Origin of the sequence: Nocardioides sp. TF02-7, assembly GCF_022437945.1 — a bacterium.
In the GTDB taxonomy this organism is placed as follows: domain Bacteria; phylum Actinomycetota; class Actinomycetes; order Propionibacteriales; family Nocardioidaceae; genus Nocardioides.
The window spans coordinates 68,700-86,361 of record NZ_CP092535.1 but is presented as its reverse complement, the minus strand read 5'-3'; the positions used below and the strand labels follow the sequence as shown (position 1 = coordinate 86,361).

The window sequence follows — 17,662 nt, the reverse complement described above, 5'->3', positions numbered from 1 at the left end:
GCCGGCCGGGCCGGGGGGCCGGGCCGGTCCCGCGCCGCCCGGCCGGGGTGGCGGCGGCCGTTGTGTCGCTCATGAGCGCACAATAGGTGGGTGCCGCTCTTCCGTGACGAGGCGATCGTCCTCCGCACCCACAAGCTGGGGGAGGCCGACCGCATCATCACCTTGCTCACCCGCCAGCACGGGCGGATCCGTGCGGTGGCCAAGGGCGTGCGCCGCACCACCTCGCGCTGGGGGTCGCGGCTCGAGCCGTTCACCCACGTCGACCTCCAGCTGGCCGAGGGCCGCTCGCTCGACGTGATCACCCAGGCCGAGACCCGGGGGCCTACGCCGCCGCGATCGGCGCCGACTACGACCGCTACACCGCCGGCACCGCGATGCTCGAGACCGCGGAGCGGCTGGTCGTCGAGGAGCGGGAGCCGGCGGTCCAGCAGTTCCTGCTGCTGCAGGGCGCGCTGCGGGCGATGGCGTCGGGCGAGCGCCGGCCCGGCCACGTGCTCGACTCCTACCTGCTCAGGTCGCTGGCCGTCGCCGGCTACGCGCCGTCGTTCGCCGACTGCGCCCACTGCGGCCGGCCGCCGACGGAGAACGCCGGGCGGCACCGCTGGTTCAACCCCGGCATGGGTGGCGTGCTCTGCGCCACCTGCCGGATCCCGGGCTCGGCCAGCCCGGCGCCGGAGACCCTGGTGCTGCTGGGCGGCCTGCTGGCCGGGGACTGGCCGGTCGTCGAGGCGGCCGAGCCGCGCCACGAGCGCGAGGCCAGCGGCCTGGTCGCCGCGTTCGTGCAGTGGCAGCTCGAGCGCGGCCTCCGCTCCCTGGCCTACGTCGAGCGGTGATGCCCGTGGCCCCGGTGACCGCCGCCAGCCCTGCCCTACGCTGCAGCCCGTGACCCGCGCCTCCCGCCGCGCCGCCCGCCGCTCCGACGGCCGCTCCGACGGCCGCCGGACCGAGCCCCGGCCGCCGACGCCGCACCCGTCGGGGGCCCGGCCGCCTGCGGTCCCGCCGGAGCTGGTGCCGCGTCACGTCGCGGTGGTGATGGACGGCAACGGCCGGTGGGCCCAGCAGCGCGGGCTGCCGCGGACCCGGGGGGCACGAGCAGGGCGAGCACTCGCTGTTCGACGTCGTCGAGGGTGCGATCGAGATCGGGGTGAAGGCGATCTCGGCCTACGCGTTCTCCACGGAGAACTGGAGCCGGTCGCCGGAGGAGGTCCGGTTCCTCATGGGCTTCAACCGCGACGTGATCCGGCGGCGCCGCGACGAGATGCACGAGCTGGGCGTGCGGGTCCGCTGGGCCGGCCGGGCCCCGCGCCTGTGGAAGTCGGTCATCAAGGAGCTCCAGGTCGCCGAGGAGCTGACCCGCGACAACGACGTGCTCACGCTGACGATGTGCGTCAACTACGGCGGGCGGGCGGAGCTCGCCGACACCGCGCGGTCGATCGCCCGCGAGGTCGCGGCGGGCCGCCTCGACCCGGAGCGCGTCGACGAGCGCACCTTCGCCAAGCACCTCTACGTGCCCGAGGTCGCGGACGCCGACCTGGTCTGGCGGACGTCGGGGGAGCAGCGGCTGTCGAACTTCATGCTGTGGCAGGCGGCGTACGCCGAGCTCGTCTTCACCGATGTGCTGTGGCCCGACGTCGACCGGCGCCACCTGTGGCAGGCCGTGGAGCTCTACGCCCATCGCGACCGCCGCTACGGCGGCGCCGAGCCGACCTGACCCGTCCCGTCCGTCCGTCTGCCCATCCGGTCCGTCCGAAGGATGAACGCGTTGCGTCCCCGGGTGGCATTGTGCGGCGTTCCGGGCATGGCCGCCCGCCGGGCGCCCTACGCTCCGGCCATGACGTCTCCCCCACGCCCGGGCCGCCGGCATCGGCACGGCCGTCCTGCTCGTCCTCTCGCTCAGCGCCTGCGGCGGGGACGGCGAGGCCGCGGCCGAGGACGTCGAGACGGTCTTCACCACGATCACGCCGTCGCCCACCGACCCGACCACGCCGGCCGAGCCGTCGACGACGCCGGCCGACCCGGACGCGTCGATGACCATCGAGCCGACCGGCGCCGTCGACCCCGAGGAGCTCGCCGAGGACCTCGACAGCGCGGTCGCCGTGACCGACCGGTACTGGACCGACCACTGGACCGAGTTCTTCACCGGCTCCTACGCCCCGCCGAACGTCGTGGGCCTCTACGACGGCTACGACGAGGCCAGCGCACCCACCTGCTTCGACGAGGTGCTGCCGCCGGGCAACGCGTTCTACTGCCCCGACGGCGACTACGTCGCCTGGGACCAGACGCTGATCGAGCTCGGCTACGAGATCGGCGACGCCTGGCCCTACCTGATCGTCGCCCACGAGTGGGGCCACGCGGTGCAGGCGCGGCTGTCGATGGACTTGCACTCCGAGCAGTACGAGCTGCAGGCCGACTGCCTCGCCGGCGCCACCCTCTACGGCGCGGCCGCCGACGGCAACCTCGAGTTCGAGGCGGGCGACGAGAAGGAGATCGTCGACGGCCTCAACCTGATCGCCGACGAGGTGCCGTGGGGCATGAGCGGCGACCACGGCGACTCGTTCGAGCGCATCGACGCGTTCAACGACGGCCGGACCGGCGGCGTCGCCGAGTGCCTGCCCGAGGCCGTGAGGGACAGGAACGGCTGAGCCGTCGGTCCCGGGGTGAACCGATGACCGACCAAAGTAGGTTGTCGGCGGTCGAGCCACGGACCTAGCGTCGGTGCTCGTGACCGAGTCCGTGGTGCGCGTCCGCGACCTGCGGATGCGCTACGGCGACAAGGACGTGCTCACCGGCGTCGACCTCGACATCCACGCCGGTGAGGTCGTGTGCCTCCTCGGCCCCAACGGCGCCGGCAAGACGACCACGATCGAGATCCTCGAGGGCTTCCGGATCCGGTCGGCGGGCGAGGTGGAGGTGCTCGGGCAGGACCCGGCCGCGGCCACCGAGGACTGGCGCGCCCGCACCGGCGTCGTGCTGCAGTCGTGGCGCGACCACCCGCGGTGGACGGCGCGCCGGCTGCTCACCCAGCTGGGCGAGTACTACCGGCCCTACTCGACACCGGACCGCCCGCGTCCGCACGACGTGGAGGACCTGCTCGAGACGGTCGGCCTCGGTGGACTGGCCGACCAGAAGCTCACGACGCTGTCCGGCGGCCAGCGCCGGCGCCTCGACGTGGCGATCGGGATCGTCGGCCGGCCCGACCTGCTCTTCCTCGACGAGCCGACGGCGGGTTTCGACCCGCAGGCCCGGCGGGAGTTCCACGACCTGATCCGCCGGCTCTCGCGGGTCGACCGCACCACGATCCTGCTCACCACCCACGACCTCGACGAGGCCGAGCGGCTCGCGACCCGCGTGCTCGTGCTGGCCGGCGGCCGGATCGTCGCCGACGACACCGTCGACGGGCTGGCCCGGCAGGTCGCGGGGGAGACGGTCGTGCGGTGGCGCCGCGGTGGGCAGGCGTTCACCGAGCGGGTGCCCGACGGGACGGCGTTCGTCCGCACGCTGCTCGCCGAGCACGGCGACGAGGTCACCGACCTCGAGGTCCGCCGGTCGAGCCTGGAGGACGCCTACCTCGGTCTCGTCCTCCAGCACGAGGCCGGTCACGGCGACGCGGCGGCCCGGCTGTTCTCCGAGGCGTCTGCCCCGTCTGCTCCGTCCGCCCCATCCGCTCCGTCGCCGGGGGTGTCGGCATGAACCCGGCCAGGTACGCCGTCGGCATCGGGGTCCGGCGCGGGCTGCGGGAGTTCTGGCAGAGCGTCCGGAGCACCCAGGACCAGGGGTTCTACCTGTTCACGGCGCTCATCACGCTCGGCTACCTGTTCCTCCGCCGCAACACCGAGGTCGAGGGCACCGACCTGCTGCTGCCGTCGGTGGCACTGCCCAGCATCCTCGGCCTGCTGGTGGCGTTCGGCTTCGTCATCGGGCCGGCGTACAGCCTCGCCATGGAGAAGGAGGACGGGACGCTGCTCCGCCACAAGGCGGTGCCGCACGGCCTGAAGGGCTACTTCGCGGGGCAGCTGGTGTTCCAGACGCTGTCGCTGGTGCCGCAGATGGTCGTGATCCTCGTGCCGAGCTTCCTGCTGTTCGACGACCTGATGGCCGACGCGTCCGGGTGGTTCACGGTGATGTGGGTGCTCGTTCTCGGCACCCTCGCCACGATGCCGATCGGGATGGCGATCGGTGCGCTGGTGCCCAACAGCCAGAAGGTCGGCACCTGGGGCATGCTGCCGGTCGCCGTGCTCGCCGGCACCTCGGGGATCTTCTACCCCCTGCAGCGGCTCTGGGACTGGGTCGAGGTCGTGGTGCAGGTCTTCCCGCTGTACTGGCTGGGCCTCGGCATGCGCTCGGCGTTCCTCCCCGACTCCGCGGCGTCGGTCGAGGTCGGCGGCGACTGGCGCACCTGGGAGACGGCGGCGGTGCTCGGCGTCTGGGCCGTCGTCGGCGCCCTCCTCACCCCGCGCCTGCTCCGTCGGATGGCTCGCCGCCAGACCGGCTCGGCCGTCGAGGCCGCCCGCGACGCCGCCGCGCAGTGGGTGCGGTAGCGGGCGGGCGACCCCGGAGCGGTCAGCCGACGGCCGTCCCCTCCAGCTCGACCATCAGCGGCGGCAGCGCCAGCCGGGTGACCCCGAGCATCGTCGTCGGCGGCGCCACGCCCGCGGCGCCGAGCCGGCCCGCCAGCACGCCGTAGTGCTGCAGCAGCAGGTCGACGTCGGTGGTGTAGACGCCGAGCCGGACCAGGTTCGCGAGGCCCATGCCGGCGGCGGCGAGGACCGCCTCCAGGTTGTCGAGGCTCAGCGCCAGCTGCGCCTCTATGTCCCCGGCGTGCTGCGGGGCCCCGGTTCCGTCGGTCGCGGTCTGCCCGGCGCAGTACAGCGTCCGCGCGTGCCCGGACACGACCTCTCCCTGGTGGTAGCCCAGCTGCATCGACCACGGCCACGGGTCGACCGCCGTTCGCTCCATCGTCACGTTCGTTCCTCTCGTCGGTCCAACAGTGCGAGCGGCAGCCTGCCGATCAATCACGACATCCCCTGTCGGGTATCTGGCCTAGGTTTCTCGCATGCGTGCCGACCGGCTGGTCTCGTTGGTGCTGCTGCTGCGCCAGCGCGGCCGGTTGTCGGCGGCGACGCTGGCCCGCGAGCTGGAGGTGTCGACCCGCACCGTCCTGCGTGACGTCGACGCTGTCGTCGGCCGGCGTCCCGGTCTACGCCGAGCGCGGGCGGCACGGCGGGTTCGCGCTGCTGCCCGGGTTCCGCACCGAGCTCACCGGCCTCACCCACGAGGAGGCGCTCGCCCTGCTGGTCGCGGGAGCGCGGCGCGGGGCCGCGGCGTTCGGCCTCGGCGCCCCGCTCGCGTCGGCCCTGCTGAAGGTGGCCGACGCGCTGCCGGCGGGTCACCGCGAGGCGGCGGCCGGCGCGGCGCAGCGGTTGCTGGTCGACCCGGAGACCGACCTCCTCGCGCGGCGGGTGGCAACCGCCGAGGAGGTGCCGGACGCCGTGGTGGCGGAGGTCCGGCGGGCGGTCGTTGCCGGCCACCGGCTGCGGATCCGCTACGAGGCGGCGGGACAGCGGGCGGAGTGGCGCACGGTGGACCCGGTGGGCCTGGTCACCGTGCGCGGGCAGGGCTACCTGCTGGCGACGAGGTCGGGGAGGAGCGCACCTACCGGTTGTCGCGGATCCTCGCCGCCGAGGAGCTCGCCGAGGCCGCGCAGCGCGCGGAGGAGGTCGACCTGGGCCGGGCCTGGCAGGAGCGCAGCCACCGGTTCCGCACCGGCGGGAAGCAGGTCGTCGTGTCGCTGCGCCTCGACCCTGCGCGCCGCGACGACCTGCTGGCCACGGCCCTGGCGGTCGTCACCGAGGCCCCCGAGCCCGACGGCCGCCTACGCCTCGACCTCACCTTCCAGGACCGCCGCCACGCCGAGTGGGCGGTGTGGCAGGCAGCCTCGGGCGCCGAGGTCCTGTCACCGGAGTGGCTGCGCCACGCCGTGCGCGACCGCGCGGCAGCCATCGCCGAACGCCACGTGGAATGACCCTGCCGGTTCGAGCTGCTGCCGCACCGCGTCATCCCGAAGGTCGGGGCGCCCGCGTTGTCTGGACGGAGCGGAGGGAGCGAGGAACGAGCGACCGGAGCGGAGGAAGACAACGCGCTAAAGGCGCCCCGACACCGCGCGAGCGAAGCGAGCGCAATCCAATCTAGTGCTCGTCGTAGTGCTCGCCGTGGGGGGCGTGGCGGTGGCCGTCGTGGACGTAGTCGAGTGGTCCTCGTGGGGGACGGCGAGGTGGCCGCAGCGGGGGCCGTGCTCGTGGGGGTGGTCGGATGCGGGTTCGTGGTCGGCGGGGGAGGCCGCCGGGGAAGGGTTCGCGGAGGCGGGCGCGGCGGCGGGTCCAGACGCCGAGGGGCCAGGCGAGGGCGAAGCCGGCGAGGGCGACGAGGACGATGGTGGCGCCGGGGGCGACGGGCGCGTCGGCGGGTGCGAAGGCGGTGAGGAGGAGGCCGCCGACGGAGGCGAGGGCGCCGAGTGCCATGGCGCCGGTGAGGGTGGAGCGGAAGGTGCGGGTGACCTGCTGGGCGGTGGCGACGGGCACGACCATGAGTGCGGAGACGAGCAGGAGCCCGACGGTGCGCATGGCGACGGTGACGCTGACGGCGGCGAGGACGGCGACCATGAGGTTGTAGGCGCGCACCTTGAGGCCGGTGACGCGGGCGAACTCGGGGTCTTGGGCGACGGCGAAGAGCTGGGGTGACAGGCCGACGCAGAGCAGCACGACGACGGCGGCGAGCAGGAGGGTGATGAGGACGTCTTCCTCGGAGATGCTGGTGATGGACCCGAAGAGGAAGCGGGAGAGGGTGGCGGTGCTCTGGCCGCCGAGGCCGCTGATGAGGATGCCGCCGGCGAGTCCGCCGTAGAAGAGCAGGGCGAGCGCGACGTCGCCGCTGGACTGGCCGCGTTCGCGGATGACTTCGATCAGCACGGCGCCGACGACGGCGACGACCACGGCGGTCCAGGTGGGGGAGGTGCCGGTGAGGAGTCCGATGGCGACGCCGGTGACGGCGACGTGGCCGATGCCGTCGCCCATCAGGGAGAGCCGGCGTTGCACGAGGAAGGTGCCGACGGCGGGGGCGGCGAGCCCGGTGAGCAGCGCGGCGATGAGGGCGCGCTGCATGAAGTCGGTGCCGAGCAGCTCGATCGGGCTCACCGTGCGTCTCCTGCGGGTGGGTCGAGGGGGCGCTCACCTGAGGGGCGTGCTCGGGGCGGTGTCGTTGCTCGGTGCCGGGGTGGTGGTGGTGCGTGTGGGGCTCGGCGAACCACGGGAGGTGCACGTCGTGGTCGCCGAGCGGCGGCCCGTCGTACGCCGTCCGGCCGTCGCGCATGAGCACCGCCCGGTCGACGAGCCGGGCGAGCGGCCCGAGCTCGTGGGCGACGAGCACGACCGTGGAGCCGCGCTGCTTGAGCGCGGCGAGGGCGTCGGCGAGGGCTTGCTGGTTGGGGAAGTCGACGCCGGCGGTGGGCTCGTCGAGGAAGAACAGCTCCGGCTCGCCGGCGAGGGCCCGGGCGATGAGGGCGCGCTGCTGCTGGCCCCCGGAGAGGTGGCCGACGGGGTCGCGACGCCGGGAGGTGAGGCCGACGACCTCGATGGCGTCGTCGATGGCCGCCCGGTCGGCGCGGGTGAGGGGGCGGAGCAGGCGGCGCCGGGTGAGCCGGCCGGAGGCGACGAGCTCCCACACGGAGGCGGGGACGCCGGCGGCGGCGCTGGCCCGCTGCGGGACGAAGCCGATGCGGTGCCAGGCTCGGTAGTCGGCGAGTGGGGTGCCGAAGAGCCGGACCTCGCCGGTCGCGAGCGGCCGGAGGCCGAGGAGGGCGCGCACGAGCGTGGACTTGCCCGACCCGTTGGCGCCCATCAGTGCGACGAACTGGCCGTCGCTGACGGCGAGGTCGATGTTGCGCAGGACCGGCCGTCCCCCGAGGACCACCGACCCCTCGCGGATCGACACGGCCGGCTCGGTCATCGGCAGCCGTTGGCGGTGCGGGAGCGCGTCCAGGTTGGCCTGCATGAGGGAAAGGTAGTCCTCTCCGTCGGTCTCGTCGGTCAGGCCCTCGATCGGGTCGAGCACCCCGGCCTCGATCCCGAGGTCGCTGGCGAGGGTCTCGCTGAGCTCGGGCGAGGCCAGGCGCTCGCTGAACACGGTGGTGATCCCTTCGTCGCGGATCAGCTCCTGCAGCTCGGCGAGGTGCGCCGGCGAGGGCTCGGCGTCGGGGGAGAGGCCGGCGATCGGGGGCCAGGTGCACGCCGTACTTCTCGAGGTAGCCGAACGCGTCGTGCGACACCACGACGGTGTCGCGCTCGCAGTCGGCGAGGCCGTCGGTCAGCTCGGCGTCGATCGCCTCCAGGTCGGCGCGGAGGTCGGCGGCGCCGCGCTCGTAGTCGGCGGCGTGGTCGGGGTCGACGTCGGCCAGGGCGGCGGCCACGGCGTCGCCGAGCTCGGCCATCCGCAGCGGGTCGTGCCAGAAGTGCGGGTCCTCGTCGCCGTGGTCGTGGTCGTGTTCCTCCTCCGCGTGCTCCTCGTGCTCCTCGTGCTCGGCCTCGGACTCCTCCGTCGCGAGCAGGTCGACGACCTCCGCCGCGTCGACGTGGTCGCCCTCGGCGACCTGCTCGACCGCCTCGTCGACCGCCGGCTGGAACCCGGTCTCGAAGACGACCAGCTCGGCGTCGGCGAGCACCCCGGTCTGCTGCACGCTGAGCTCGAGGTCGTGCGCCTCGCCGCCGGGTGCAGTGAGCAGCTCGACGTCGGCGTGCTCGCCGGCGACCCGCTCCGACACGTAGGCGAGCGGGTAGAAGGCCGCGGCGACGGTGACCCCGTCGTCGTCGGAGCCGCCGCCGAAGCCGCGGCGCAGCCGGTCGCGAGCAGGGTGACGGTGGCCAGGGCGGGGACGACGTTCCAGCGCATGAGAATCATTCTCAAACATGACGAGCCGGTCTGTCCACTCGGGGCCGCCGGGAGGCGTGCGAGACTCCGGTCGTGCTCGTGGTCAACCGCTTCCGGGTCACCCCCGCCGAGGAACACCGGTTCCGAGGCGAGCTCGCCGCCGCGCACGCCCTGCTGGCGGCCAAGCCGGGGTACGTCGACGGCTGGGTCGGCCGCAACCTCGACGAGCCCGACCTGTGGGTGCTCACCACCCGCTGGGACAGCGTCGGCGCCTACCGCCGCGCGTTGTCGGCGTACGACGTCAAGCTCGAGGCGGTGCCCGTCCTCAACCGCGCCCTCGACGAGCCCAGCGCCTACGAGGTGGTCGAGCCGAACACCGTGCTGAACGTCCACGAGGCCCGCGTAACCTAGGCGCTTCGCACCCAAGACCGCCCGGCAGCCGGCCGGGCGGCCCAGGAAAGGAACCGCCGTGGCCAAGCCGCCCCCGTCCGTCCTCGACCAGGTCGTCTCCCTCGCCAAGCGGCGCGGGTTCGTCTACCCGTGCGGGGAGATCTACGGCGGCACCCGCTCCGCCTGGGACTACGGCCCGCTCGGCGTCGAGCTCAAGGACAACATCAAGCGCCAGTGGTGGAAGTCCATGGTGCAGATGCGCGACGACGTCGTCGGCCTCGACTCCAGCGTGATCCTGCCCAAGCAGACCTGGGAGGCCAGCGGCCACGTCGCGACGTTCTCCGACCCGCTGACCGAGTGCCAGTCGTGCCACAAGCGGTTCCGCGCCGACCACCTCCAGGAGGAGTACGCCGAGAAGAAGGGGATCGACAACCCCGACGACGTCGACCTCACGACCCTCGCCTGCCCCAACTGCGGCACCCGCGGCGCCTGGACCGAGCCGCGCCAGTTCTCCGGCCTCCTCAAGACCTACCTCGGCGTGATCGAGGACGAGTCGGGCCTGCACTACCTGCGCCCGGAGACCGCGCAGGGCATCTTCCTCAACTTCAGCAACGTGGTCACCAGCCAGCGGATGAAGCCCCCGTTCGGCATCGCCCAGATCGGCAAGAGCTTCCGCAACGAGATCACCCCGGGCAACTTCATCTTCCGCACCCGCGAGTTCGAGCAGATGGAGATGGAGTTCTTCGTCCGCCCGGGTGAGGACGAGGAGTGGCACCAGTACTGGATCGACGAGCGGACGCGCTGGTACGTCGACCTCGGCATCGACCGCGACAACCTGCGGCACTACGAGCACCCGAAGGAGAAGCTGTCCCACTACTCGAAGCGCACCGTCGACATCGAGTACCGGTTCCGCTTCGCCGGCTCCGAGTGGGGTGAGCTCGAGGGCATTGCCAACCGCACCGACTTCGACCTGTCGACCCACGCCGAGCACTCCGGCCAGGACCTCAGCTACTTCGACCAGGCCGCCAACGAGCGCTACGTGCCCTACGTCGTCGAGCCGGCGGCCGGCCTCTCGCGCAGCCTGATGACCTTCCTCGTCGACGCCTACTCCGAGGACGAGGCGCCCAACACCAAGGGCGGCGTCGACAAGCGCACCGTCCTGCGGCTCGACCCGCGGCTGGCGCCGGTCAAGGTCGCCGTCCTGCCGCTCTCGCGCAACGCCGACCTGTCGCCCAAGGCCAAGGACGTCGCCGCCGAGCTCCGCCGCGGCTGGACGGTCGACTTCGACGACGCCGGTGCGATCGGCCGCCGCTACCGCCGCCAGGACGAGATCGGCACGCCGTACTGCGTCACGGTCGACTTCGACACCCTCGAGGACCAGGCCGTCACCGTGCGCGAGCGCGACACGATGCAGCAGGAGCGGGTGTCGCTCGACCGGCTGACCGCCTACTTCGCCGAGCGCTTCGTCGGCTGCTGACCCGGCTGGTGCCACCATGACCGTCGTGATCCAGCGACCGCGGACCGGGCTCGCCGGCACCCCTCCGCACGGCCCTCGCGGGCGTCGTGGTGCTCGGGGCGCTCGCCGGCTGCGGCGACGGGAGCGGCGGGGGAGCCGGAGAGCGAGGACACCGGGGCGTCGTCGGAGGCCACCGACGGCGGCACGACCGCCGCGGTGGAGGACTACCTGCCGGTGCCGGACGCGGTCGAGCTGACCGCGCCCGGAGCCCAGCTCGGGCTGACCGAGACCGCGACCGTCGCCTGGCGGCCGCGGCAGGACGAGGTCGTCGCCCTCGACATCACGGTCGACCGGGTCGACCGCACCTCGTTCGAGGAGTCGTTCGGCGGCTGGGTGATTACCAAGCAGATGCGCGACCAGACGCCGTACTTCGCCCGTGTCACCGTCCGCAACGTCGGCGACACCGACGCCGGTGGCCTGGCCGTGCCGCTCTACTCCCTCGAGAGCTCCGGCGTGCTCGTCGAGCCGCTCGGCTTCCAGCAGAAGAAGTTCCGGCCGTGCCCCGGCGGCCCGCTGCCCGAGCGGTTCCCGGCCGGCAGGTCGACCGACCTGTGCCTGGTCTACCTCTCGCCGGAGGGCAGCGAGCTGGAGGCGGTCGCGTTCGACCTCGTCGGCGACCTCGAGCCGGTCACCTGGAGCGGCACGATCACCGAGATCGAGCAGCCGGAGAAGCGGAAGAAGAAGCGCCGCCGCTGAGCGGATTTCACCACCTTCCCCGCGGCCCGGACAATGGACCGCATGACCGCGACCACCGCCGCCGCACACCCGGGCCTGCAGCTCGGGTCGCTGCGCGTCGCCACGCCCGTCGTGCTCGCCCCGATGGCGGGCGTCACCAACGCGGCGTTCCGGCGGCTCTGCGCCGAGCAGGGAGCAGGGCTCTACGTCTGCGAGATGATCACCAGCCGCGGCCTGGTCGAGGGGGACGAGACCACCCGGCGGATGCTGGTGTTCGACGACGCCGAGCAGGTGCGGTCCGTGCAGCTCTACGGCACCGACCCGGCCTACGTCGGCAAGGCCGCCGAGATCCTGTGCGCCGACCACGGCGTCGCCCACATCGACCTCAACTTCGGCTGCCCGGTCCCCAAGGTGACCCGCAAGGGCGGCGGCGGGGCGCTGCCCTGGAAGCGCGGCCTGCTCGCCCGCATCCTCGAGGAAGCGGTCGCCGCCGCGACGCCGTACGGCGTGCCGGTCACGATGAAGACCCGCAAGGGGCTCGACGACGACCACCTGACCTACCTCGACGCCGGGCGGATCGCCCAGGAGAGCGGCTGCGCCGCCATCGCCCTCCACGGCCGCACCGTCGCCCAGGCCTACTCCGGCGAGGCCGACTGGGACGCGATCGCCGCCCTGGTCGACCACGTCGACATCCCCGTCCTCGGCAACGGCGACATCTGGGAGGCCGCCGACGCGCTGCGGATGGTCGAGCAGACCGGTGCCGCCGGCGTCGTCGTCGGCCGCGGGTGCCTCGGGCGTCCGTGGCTGTTCCGCGACCTGGCCGCCGCCTTCGCCGGCGCGGAGGAGGTCGCGCTGCCCACCCTCGGTGAGGTGGCCGCCATGATGCGGCGGCACGCCGAGCTGCTGTGCGAGCACATGGGGGAGGAGCGCGGCTGCAAGGAGTTCCGCAAGCACGTCTCGTGGTACCTCAAGGGGTTCCGGGCCGGCGGCGACCTGCGGCGCTCCCTCGCCCTGGTGAGCACCCTCGCCGAGCTGGACGCCCGGCTCGCCGAGCTCGACCCGGCCGAGCCGTTCCCGGTGTCCGAGCTCGGCAGCCCGCGCGGCCGGCAGGGCTCGCCGCGGTCGAAGGTCGTGCTGCCGGAGGGCTGGCTCGACGACGCCGACGGCAGCGACTGCGTGCTCCACGAGGCGGTCGACGAGACCACCGGAGGGTGACCCGGCACACGGTGACGGGAAACACGGTCTAGACCACCGGGGTCGATTCGGACTGTGGAAAAGCGGTGTGGTTAGGTCGACGTTCGTGCCCACCGCCGCTACGGTGCTCTGGGCACCGACCGAGCAAGCGACAGCAAAGGAAACCAGCGCGTGGCCGGCAAGCACAGCCACAAGCGGGAAACCGCGCGACGCAAGCCGCGGGCCGCCCTCCTCGCGGGACCCCTCGCGATCGCCGCGACCGGTGCGGCGGTGACCGCCGGCGTCCTCGGCGCCGAACCCGCCCAGGACCTCCTGGCCTCCGACTCCACCGCCGCGGCCGGCTCCATCGCCGGCGCCGACACCAGCACCGAGCGACGGCTGCCCGTCTCCCGCGGCGGCGCCCGGCCGATCCGCGAGCAGCAGCAGATCCGCCCGCTGACCGCCGTCGAGAAGGCGCTCCAGTCGCCCGCCGTGGCGCGCGCCGTCGACCGGGCCGACACCCGGCTGTGGACGACCGCCGCCCTCAACGTGTGGACCCGCCCCGACGACAAGGCCGAGCAGGTCGGCGAGATCGCCGAGGGCGAGAAGGTCCTTGTCACCGGTCGCGAGGTCGCCGGCCGCGAGGAGGTCGTCGTCGACGGCCAGTCACGCTGGGTGACCGCCGGCTACCTCACCGCCGAGAAGCCGTTCACCCTCGGCGGCGACTGCACCAACGGCACCTCCGTCCCCGCCGGCGTCAGCCCCAACATCAAGGCGGTCCACGAGGCCGTCTGCGCGGAGTTCCCCGAGATCAGCACCTACGGCACCTTCCGCAGCGACGGCGAGCACGGCCAGGGCATCGCCGTCGACATCATGGTCTCCGGCGACCGCGGCTGGCAGGTCGCCGAGTTCATCCGCAAGTACTACTCCGAGCTCGGCGTCAGCTACCTCATCTACGCCCAGCAGATCTGGTCGGTCGAGCGCTCCTCCGAGGGCTGGCGGGCGATGGAGGACCGCGGGTCCGCCACCGCCAACCACTACGACCACGTCCACGTCACGACGTACTGAAAAGGCGAAAAATTGCATCGGATGATGCATTCATGGGCTTGGATTCGCCTTGCACGGCTGTGATCCGAGGTAGTTGCCATTCTGTCGCGTTCGCCGTTTGGCGGCTTCTGCAACACGCTGACCTGCAGGGTTGCGCGATCGCTTGCATCTGATGAATGATCCGTTCATCGGTTTCGACGGTGTAGGAGGCGGGCGTGGCGGATCGTTCGGGGCGTAGGCCGGAGGGCTCGGCGGCCTTGGTGTTGTCGTCGTCGGTGGTGCATCTCCATCCGGAGGAGGCAGTCTTCGAAGCGATGCTCGCGGGCTGGACGGCGCAGCAGACCGCGCGACTCCTCAGCGTGACCACGATCGAGTCTCGGGTGGCCACGGTTCGCCGGTTCGCGGCGTTCACCGGGGAGTATCCGTGGCGCTGGCAGCCGGTCGACGTGGAGGAGTGGACGGTGTCGCTGCGCCGCGGTGGCGCGCGGGCGCATTCGACGCTGCGGAACTACCAGAATACGATCGCCATGTTCTGCGACTACCTGGTGGATCCGCGGTATGAGTGGGCGAAGGAATGCCTGGCGCGGTTCGGCACTCATCCGGTGCAGATCTGTCACGAATGGAACACCGCGGCCCATGTGGCCGACCACGAGGGACGCCCGACGGTGCGGCCGTTCACCCGCGAGGAGCTGCAGGCGTTCTTCGACCACGCAGACGCCCAGGTGGACCGGGCGCAGCGTCTGGGGCGGAAGGGGTGGACCGCGGCGTTTCGGGATGCGGCGGTGTTCAAGACGATCTACGCGTTCGGGCTGCGCCGTCGCGAGGCGGTGATGCTGGACGTCACTGACTTCCACACCAACCCCGCGGCTGCGCAGTTCGGGGGGTACGGGATCTGCTCGGTGCGCTACGGCAAGGCGATGAAGGGCTCCCCGCCGCGGCGCCGGTCGGTGCTGACGGTGATGGGATGGTCGGTGGACGTGCTGGCCGAGTACGTCGAGGAGGTGCGGCCGCTCTATGGGGTGGGCCAGCGGCCGATGCTGTGGCCCACGGAGCGCGGTGGCCGGGTCTCGACCGACTACGTCAATGTGCGGTTCCGGGAGTACCGCGACGCGCTCGGCCTGCCCGCGGAGCTGCATCCACACTGCCTGCGCCACTCGTACGTGACGCACCTGATCGAGGACGGCTTCGACCCCTTCTTCGTCCAGCAGCAGGTCGGCCACGCGTGGGGCGCGACCACCGCCCTGTACACCGGGGTGAGCAGCGACTGCAAGAACCGAGCCCTTGCCGCGGCGCTGGGACCCGCATTCGCTCAGATCACCGAGCCGGAAGCGGAGTCGGGATGAGTCGAGTTCGTGAGGTCGACTACCGCTGGCATCTGCGCCAACTGATGGCCACCCGTGGGTTGTTCTCCACCACCGACCTGGCGCCACTGTTGGCAGAACGCGGCATCGAGCTGTCCGCAGCCCAGGTCTACCGGTTGGTCACCGGCACCCCGGAGCGGTTGAACCTGCACGTGCTCGTCGCGCTGTGCGACGCGCTGGGCTGTACCCCCGGACGACCTGGTGGAGCCGGTCGTCGTCGCGGACGCGAAGCGAGCCAGCCGCCGCGCCGCCGGCGTCAAGGGCGCCGGCCCCGCGTCTGCAGGTGAGAAGACGGCACGCCCGACTCGGGCGAAGATCGTCCCCGACAAGTGAGCCGCTTTGTCCAGACCTGCCTCGGCGCGGCGGCAACAAGATCGACTCGACGCGGTGGTTGTCGTCGTGACCGGCATCGACCCGGTGTTGTCGGCCACCACGGTGGCCGATGTCGTGGAGCGGGTGGCCGCGACACCCGGGGCGCGTGCCCGCCTGGCCGGTTACCTGCTGGAGCATCCTGACGCGTTGACCTCTGGTCACTCGCGCCCGCCTAAGGTGGTCGGTGCCTTTATTGCCGGGCTCGTGGCCGCCGGCTCGACGGTGTTAGTCGTCCCGCGCTGCGCCGGATGCGGCAGCGCCGTCGAGCTGCCCCACACCCGCGGACCGGATGAGCGGATCTGCGGCCGCTGCTGGCGACGGAACCACACCGCAGAGTGTGTTGACTGTCGCCGTGTCAAGCCGGTCTACAGTCGGACCGACGAGGGTCGGGCGCGGTGCGCCGGCTGCGACAAGCGCGCTCGGGCCGAACCGTGCGGAACGTGTGGCCGCGTCAAGTCGGTGGCTCGACGGGCCGTTGACGGCAGCGCGCGGTGCTCGGGATGCGCTCGCCGCGACACCAGCGCCTGGGAGGACTGCGCCGGATGCGGCCGGCGTAGGCCGGTCAACGCCCGTGCAGAGGACGGCGGTGCACTGTGCGTCTCGTGCTACCTCGCGCCGCCCGCGGTCTGCGCGGCATGCGGCGAAACCAAGCCCGTCGCGTCGCGTCGTGGCGGGGGCCCGTTGTGCGCTGGTTGTTACCGCCAACCCGAACGTGAATGCGGCGGATGCGGTCGCATCCGTCGGATCGCGGTCCGCGGCCGAAACGGCCAACCGGACCTGTGTGGCAGCTGCCACCAGGCGCCGGTCCTGGTATGCGGCGTCTGCGGGGTCGAGGGCCCGTGCCGGACCACCACCATCGACCGTTCCCCGATCTGCTTCCGCTGCCAGCTCGTGCGCAGACTCGACCAGCTGCTGACCGGCCCGTCGGGTCAGATCGCCGGGTCGCTCGTCCCATTGCGTGATGCGATCCTGTCCGTCGACAACCCCCGCACCGCGTTGGACTGGCTCCGCCGCAGCCCCGCTGTCGAGGTGCTCACCGCGATGGCGAAAGGTCACCGGCCGCTTGCCCACGCGACGTTAGACGACGCCGCCGGCACCCGGCGAGGACGAGCCTTCGCGATCGAGCACCTGCGTCAGCTGTTGGTGACCTGCGGAGCGCTGCCCGAGCGCGACCGCCATCTCGCGCGACTCGAGGTAGCCCTCCAGGAGCTGGTCGAGGCTGCCCACCCCGAGGACCAGGAACCACTGCGGACCTATGCCACCTGGTGGTTGCTGCATCGACTGCGGCGCAAGGCCGAACAAGGTCGCCCCCCACTGAGTTCGCTGCCCACCGGGTCCGCGAGCAGACTGCCGAGGCCGCCCGTTTCCCTTGCCTGGCTCCGCGAACAGCGCAGGACGCTCTCCGGGACCGTCCAAGGTGACCTGGACGCATGGTTGACGATCCGGCCCCAGGCACGACGGCGGCTGCCTGGATTCCTGCGCTGGGCGCAGACCCGAGGATTCCTCGCCGGCCTCGATGCCGCCTATCCACCGGCCAGTGACCCGCTCAGCTTCGTTTGCGACGACCAACGATGGGGCATCGCACGCCGGCTCCTCACCGACGACAGCGTGGAGACACGCGACCGGGTGGCAGCCCTCCTGCTGGTCCTCTACGCCCAACCCGCCGCCCGGATCGTCCGTCTGACTCGAGCAAGCATTCAGATCGAGGGCCACGACATCCGGCTCCAGCTCGGTGAGGACCGCGTTCTCCTTCCGTCGCCCCTGAGCGAGTTGATCCAACGACTGCCCGAGCAGGCGCCGGCTGGAATGGCCCGCAACCTCGCCGACGATGACCTCTGGCTATTCCCCGGACGCAGACCCGGCCACCCGATGAGCCCGACGACCATGTCCACGCGCCTGCGCAACCTCGGGATCGAACCGCGAGCGGCACGCAACACCGCACTGCTCCAGCTCGGTGCCGAACTGCCCAGCGTCGTTCTCGCCGACCTTCTCGGAGTCCACGTCAACACTGCCGAGCGCTGGAATGCCGCCGCTGGCGGACGCTGGACCACCTACGCCTCAACACGCCATCGTCACGCTGAATCACGCTGAGCACCTCGAGGCGCTGCCCTCGGCCGCTATGGACGACGGTACGACACACGGACACGACGGGGTGAGGCAGCAGGTGCCCGGTGGTCGGCGTTCATCGGCGGTTAGCCGGGAGTGATGT

General features: G+C 72.3%; 14 protein-coding genes and 5 pseudogenes. 16 read left to right on the top strand and 3 right to left on the bottom strand.

Going from position 1 to position 17,662, the window contains the following annotated elements:
* Window positions 1–90 precede the first annotated feature (90 nt).
* From recO to MF408_RS00420, 5 genes and pseudogenes are all read left to right on the top strand, one after another.
* A pseudogene (recO, locus tag MF408_RS00440) lies at window positions 91–833 on the top strand (DNA repair protein RecO).
* Between the two features lie 199 nt (window positions 834–1,032).
* A pseudogene (locus tag MF408_RS00435) lies at window positions 1,033–1,711 on the top strand (isoprenyl transferase).
* Window positions 1,712–2,027: 316 nt separating this feature from the next.
* Window positions 2,028–2,642 carry a neutral zinc metallopeptidase gene (locus MF408_RS00430; protein WP_240249830.1) on the top strand — a complete coding sequence of 205 codons (615 nt, stop codon included), beginning with the start codon at window positions 2,028–2,030 and terminating at the stop codon, window positions 2,640–2,642.
* 73 nt (window positions 2,643–2,715) lie between these two features.
* Entirely contained in the window at window positions 2,716–3,690 is a 975-nt protein-coding gene (locus MF408_RS00425) for an ABC transporter ATP-binding protein (RefSeq protein ID WP_240249829.1), read from the top strand.
* Window positions 3,687–4,538 carry an ABC transporter permease gene (locus MF408_RS00420; RefSeq protein ID WP_240249828.1) on the top strand — a complete coding sequence of 284 codons (852 nt, stop codon included), beginning with the start codon at window positions 3,687–3,689 and terminating at the stop codon, window positions 4,536–4,538. Before MF408_RS00425 ends, MF408_RS00420 begins: the two co-directional genes overlap by 4 nt.
* Before the next feature lie 22 nt (window positions 4,539–4,560).
* Here the strand turns inward: MF408_RS00420 and MF408_RS00415 are convergent, their stop codons facing one another.
* A complete protein-coding gene (locus MF408_RS00415) occupies window positions 4,561–4,956 on the bottom strand; it encodes a RidA family protein (RefSeq protein WP_240251564.1) in 396 nt (131 codons plus the stop codon).
* A gap of 97 nt (window positions 4,957–5,053) precedes the next feature.
* Here MF408_RS00415 and MF408_RS24655 point away from each other — a divergent pair.
* The 3 genes and pseudogenes from MF408_RS24655 to MF408_RS00405 all read left to right on the top strand — a co-directional run.
* Window positions 5,054–5,164 (top strand): annotated as a pseudogene (locus MF408_RS24655) (HTH domain-containing protein); the annotation flags it as partial.
* A pseudogene (locus MF408_RS26425) lies at window positions 5,163–5,588 on the top strand (DNA-binding transcriptional regulator); the annotation flags it as partial. The pseudogenes MF408_RS24655 and MF408_RS26425, both read left to right, overlap by 2 nt.
* Window positions 5,570–6,022 (top strand): WYL domain-containing protein, encoded by a 453-nt coding sequence (locus MF408_RS00405; protein WP_240251563.1) that lies wholly within the window; start codon window positions 5,570–5,572, stop codon window positions 6,020–6,022. The pseudogene MF408_RS26425 and the gene MF408_RS00405, both read left to right, overlap by 19 nt.
* Window positions 6,023–6,185: 163 nt before the next feature.
* Here MF408_RS00405 and MF408_RS00400 read toward each other — a convergent pair whose 3' ends face one another.
* Both MF408_RS00400 and MF408_RS00395 read right to left on the bottom strand, forming a co-directional pair.
* A complete protein-coding gene (locus MF408_RS00400) occupies window positions 6,186–7,190 on the bottom strand; it encodes a metal ABC transporter permease (protein WP_240249827.1) in 1,005 nt (334 codons plus the stop codon).
* A gap of 316 nt (window positions 7,191–7,506) precedes the next feature.
* Window positions 7,507–8,001: pseudogene (locus MF408_RS00395) on the bottom strand (metal ABC transporter ATP-binding protein); the annotation flags it as partial.
* Window positions 8,002–9,012: 1,011 nt separating this feature from the next.
* Here MF408_RS00395 and MF408_RS00390 point away from each other — a divergent pair.
* From MF408_RS00390 to MF408_RS00355, 8 genes are all read left to right on the top strand, one after another.
* Complete coding sequence (locus tag MF408_RS00390; RefSeq protein ID WP_240249826.1) at window positions 9,013–9,330, top strand: antibiotic biosynthesis monooxygenase; 318 nt, start codon at window positions 9,013–9,015, stop codon at window positions 9,328–9,330.
* 58 nt (window positions 9,331–9,388) lie between these two features.
* Window positions 9,389–10,786, top strand: a complete 1,398-nt coding sequence (locus tag MF408_RS00385) for a glycine--tRNA ligase (RefSeq protein ID WP_240249825.1) — start codon at window positions 9,389–9,391, stop codon at window positions 10,784–10,786.
* A gap of 195 nt (window positions 10,787–10,981) precedes the next feature.
* Window positions 10,982–11,521, top strand: a complete 540-nt coding sequence (locus MF408_RS00380) for a hypothetical protein (protein WP_240249824.1) — start codon at window positions 10,982–10,984, stop codon at window positions 11,519–11,521.
* 42 nt (window positions 11,522–11,563) lie between these two features.
* A complete protein-coding gene (dusB, locus tag MF408_RS00375) occupies window positions 11,564–12,715 on the top strand; it encodes a tRNA dihydrouridine synthase DusB (protein ID WP_240249823.1) in 1,152 nt (383 codons plus the stop codon).
* A gap of 150 nt (window positions 12,716–12,865) precedes the next feature.
* A complete protein-coding gene (locus MF408_RS00370) occupies window positions 12,866–13,741 on the top strand; it encodes a hypothetical protein (protein ID WP_240249822.1) in 876 nt (291 codons plus the stop codon).
* Window positions 13,742–13,935: 194 nt separating this feature from the next.
* Window positions 13,936–15,063 (top strand): tyrosine-type recombinase/integrase, encoded by a 1,128-nt coding sequence (locus MF408_RS00365; RefSeq protein WP_240249821.1) that lies wholly within the window; start codon window positions 13,936–13,938, stop codon window positions 15,061–15,063.
* On the top strand, window positions 15,060–15,368 hold the full coding sequence (locus MF408_RS00360) for a helix-turn-helix transcriptional regulator (protein WP_240249820.1): 309 nt from the start codon (window positions 15,060–15,062) through the stop codon (window positions 15,366–15,368). Before MF408_RS00365 ends, MF408_RS00360 begins: the two co-directional genes overlap by 4 nt.
* A 112-nt stretch (window positions 15,369–15,480) precedes the next feature.
* Window positions 15,481–17,544: a hypothetical protein gene (locus tag MF408_RS00355; protein WP_240249819.1), complete on the top strand. Its 2,064-nt coding sequence runs from the start codon at window positions 15,481–15,483 to the stop codon at window positions 17,542–17,544.
* Window positions 17,545–17,662: the final 118 nt, after the last annotated feature.

Excerpts from the sequence above, each read along its gene's own strand:
- MF408_RS00430 (WP_240249830.1), top strand. The coding sequence starts at position 2,028 with ATGACCATCGAGCCGACCGGCGCCGTCGACCCCGAGGAGCTCGCCGAG.
- MF408_RS00420 (WP_240249828.1), top strand. The coding sequence starts at position 3,687 with ATGAACCCGGCCAGGTACGCCGTCGGCATCGGGGTCCGGCGCGGGCTG.
- MF408_RS00415 (WP_240251564.1), bottom strand. The coding sequence starts at position 4,956 with ATGGAGCGAACGGCGGTCGACCCGTGGCCGTGGTCGATGCAGCTGGGC.
- dusB (WP_240249823.1), top strand. The coding sequence starts at position 11,564 with ATGACCGCGACCACCGCCGCCGCACACCCGGGCCTGCAGCTCGGGTCG.
- MF408_RS00360 (WP_240249820.1), top strand. The coding sequence starts at position 15,060 with ATGAGTCGAGTTCGTGAGGTCGACTACCGCTGGCATCTGCGCCAACTG.